The sequence below is a fragment of the Chryseobacterium salviniae genome (assembly GCF_035819015.1).
GTDB lineage: Bacteria > Bacteroidota > Bacteroidia > Flavobacteriales > Weeksellaceae > Chryseobacterium > Chryseobacterium salviniae.
Genome location: NZ_JAYLAA010000029.1, coordinates 1 through 1,092 on the forward strand (window position 1 = coordinate 1; position 1,092 = coordinate 1,092).

At 37.6% G+C, this 1,092-nt stretch carries 1 protein-coding gene and 1 pseudogene; both read left to right on the forward strand.

Translation table 11 applies throughout. The features are described from left to right. A pseudogene (locus tag SOP96_RS07550) lies at positions 1-261 on the forward strand (peptidoglycan-binding protein LysM); the annotation flags it as partial. Between the two features lie 206 nt (positions 262-467). Continuing rightward, positions 468-1,013, forward strand: coding sequence for a peptidoglycan-binding protein LysM (locus SOP96_RS07555; RefSeq protein WP_326319468.1), 546 nt, complete (start codon positions 468-470; stop codon positions 1,011-1,013). The last annotated feature ends 79 nt before the right edge of the window (positions 1,014-1,092 follow it).

The following is a 1,092-nucleotide window of genomic DNA, read 5'->3' on the forward strand; positions in this document are numbered from 1 at the left end:
ATAAATGGAACCAATTTGATCCCCGTAGATGTTTTAACCATCAAAGCTTCTGCAGCTGCCGGAACCATGGGCGGTACAAAAAGCACTGTTGTTTTATCTGCGGCTGATCAGACTTTAGTAACAAATGCCCCGCTTGGAAGCGCATTGACACTGAACTTGGATTACACCATTCCCGCAGCGAAATCATCTTCTTCCGATATTTTAGGTAAGCCGGCCGGAACGTATACGCAAACAGTTACGTATACTGCGACTGCTTTATAATAAAAAAACAAAAAGGAATTTTATATAAGCTCTCAACATTTAAAGTGTTGGGGGCTTTTTTTTTAAAACAATAACTAAAATACCTGTGGCGATTTCACTACACGAACTTCCATGTTCCACTACAAAGAAACTTTTTTTGCCGTTGTACATTTGTAGTGTTCAAAAGAGAACAATTAAATAAGAATAAAAAATAAAATAATATCATTATGAAAAAGCAATTCGCAATCGCAGCATTAACTATCGGAGCATTCGTATTAGGAACTAACACTATTGAGGCTCAGAATACAACTGCAACCACAACGGTAAACATTACCCTGAACGATGTAATCTCTATCGACGCAGGAAGTACGGCAATTGGTAACACAGTTGATTTTAACTACGCTACTGCAGCAGATTATAATTCTGATCAGACAATTACCAAAGCCAACTCTTTAAAAGTAACTTCAACAAAGAATTTTAATGTAAAAGTAAAAGCAGGAGGTGCTAATTTCATGAATGGAACCAACTTGATTCCTGTAAATGTTTTAACCATCAAAGCTTCTGCAGCTGCCGGAACCATGGGCGGTACAAAAAATGCTGTTGTTTTATCTGCGGCTGATCAGACTTTAGTAACAAATGCACCGCTGGGAAGTGCCTTAACTCTGAACTTGGATTACACCATTCCCGCAGCGAAATCATCTTCTTCCGATATTTTAGGTAAGCCGGCCGGAACGTATACGCAAACAGTTACGTATACTGCGACTGCTTTATAATAATTTTTTTTAGTTTGTAAAGGTTCCTTTAGTTAAGTTTCATTAGTTTTGGGAATCTTTTATATTTAAACCATCACAC